This window comes from Rhizobium sp. SVR5-2C (assembly GCF_056755115.1).
This window is the reverse complement of sequence record NZ_JBNDHT010000566.1, coordinates 1-239: the sequence shown is the minus strand read 5'-3', so window position 1 is coordinate 239 and position 239 is coordinate 1. Positions and strand designations below refer to the sequence as shown.

Sequence of the window (239 nt, the reverse complement as noted above, 5' to 3'; positions counted from 1 at the left end):
GTGCTCGTCTTCTCCAACGTCGTCCAGATGGTGTTCGGGGAGCTCGCGCCGAAGAACCTCGCCATCGCGCGCACCGTGCCCCTGGCGCGGGCCCTGAGCCGCACCACCCTCGCCTACCTCACCTTGGCCGGCCCGTTCGTCCTGCTCTTCGACCGCGCCTCGACGTCGCTGCTGCGCCGGGTCGGCATCGAGCCGGTCGACGAGCTCGAGCACGGGGCGACCGCCGAGGACCTCAGCCG

General features: G+C 72.0%; 1 protein-coding gene. It reads left to right on the top strand.

Translation table 11 applies throughout. The annotated features are described in order from the left end of the window. A partial coding sequence (locus ACPYOI_RS36915; protein WP_481424290.1) for a CNNM domain-containing protein occupies positions 1 to 239 on the top strand: 239 nt, incomplete at both ends.